Below are 539 nucleotides of genomic sequence, written 5' to 3'. Positions count from 1 at the left end.
CCTCCCCCGACGCCGAAGCCCCTGCCCGGGTCGATACCTGGACGCGCAACCTGGACACCTCGTTGCGCATCGGCGACACCAAAACGATGGATCTGGACGGCCACGGCGTGCTGACGATCGAGCGCTTGGCCGCGCCTTGATGAAAATAAGCCTTATTAGCCACTTTTCGATGCGCCGGCACGACGGATTTTGCGGCAAGCGCGTTGCTCAAGCCTTTGTTTCTCTGGCATAATTCTCGTTTCTCCACCCGGCAAGTGATTCGAGGGCTGGTCGCACGGTGGCTCCTACCCTGTGAGCACCTGAAGCGCGCCGCGAATTGGCTACCTCTACCCCAGGGCCCATCATGAAAGAAGGCATTCACCCGAATTACCGCGAAGTCGTGTTCCAGGACATGTCCAGCGACTTCAAGTTCATCACCCGCTCGACCATCCAGACCAAGGAAATGATCACGCTGGACGGTAAGGAATACCCGCTGGCCAAGATCGAAGTCTCGTCCGAATCGCACCCGTTCTACACGGGCCAGCAAAAGGTTCTGGACA

At 58.4% G+C, this 539-nt stretch carries 1 protein-coding gene; it reads left to right on the top strand.

All coding sequences use genetic code 11. From position 1 onward, the window contains the following. Positions 1–343 precede the first annotated feature (343 nt). Positions 344–539, top strand: a 196-nt coding sequence (locus tag FUT88_RS25635) for a type B 50S ribosomal protein L31 (protein ID WP_147219351.1), incomplete at its 3' end; no start/stop codon positions are given.

The organism is Ralstonia sp. TCR112, assembly GCF_007997035.1.
Lineage (GTDB): Bacteria > Pseudomonadota > Gammaproteobacteria > Burkholderiales > Burkholderiaceae > Ralstonia > Ralstonia edaphi.
Note: the sequence above shows the minus strand (reverse complement) of the source record. Positions and strands in the feature narration are given on the sequence as shown.